This is a genomic window from Brevibacillus nigriterrae, assembly GCF_049846925.1.
In the GTDB taxonomy this organism is placed as follows: domain Bacteria; phylum Bacillota; class Bacilli; order Brevibacillales; family Brevibacillaceae; genus Brevibacillus_H.
The window spans coordinates 1-526 of sequence record NZ_JBNCMT010000088.1 but is presented as its reverse complement, the minus strand read 5'-3'; the positions used below and the strand labels follow the sequence as shown (position 1 = coordinate 526).

Here is a 526-nt window from a genome sequence, read left to right as displayed (position 1 = left end):
ACCAGTCGTGGGATTGGATGTTTCAAAAGGATTTAGTGTCATTCAAGCTTTTGTCAAACGGAATGAGGCTTTTGGAAAGGCAGAAACAATTTCGCACAAGGGACAAGGATTTGAGCGTCTAAAGGAACGACTTACAGAAGTAAAAGAATGTACAGGAGAAGATCCTGTTGTTGTTCTGGAGGCAACAGGACATTATCACCGTGGGGTCGTGGCATTTCTTTCACGTAATGGAATACGACATTTTATAATCAATCCCTTGCAATCAAAACGAGCAAAGGGAACTCAACTTCGGAAAGTTAAAACCGATGTGACGGATGCTTGGCACTTAGCGGAAATGTATTATCGTGGTGAGGTCGAACCACATCGAATGCAGGAGGAACGCTACACAGAACTTCAGTACGTCACAAGACAACATGAGTTTGTCACGGCCATATACGTACAGGCGAAGTTAAATACCAGAGCTCTACTGGATCAGGTTTTCCCAGCTTTTGAGAATGTTTTTAGTGACATGTTTTCGGTAACATCC

Annotated in this window: 1 protein-coding gene; it reads left to right on the top strand. The window is 43.0% G+C overall.

The window, feature by feature from the left end; translation table 11 throughout:
* The coding region (locus ACPW7N_RS26780; RefSeq protein ID WP_425654881.1) for an IS110 family transposase at window positions 1-526 on the top strand (526 nt) is incomplete at both ends.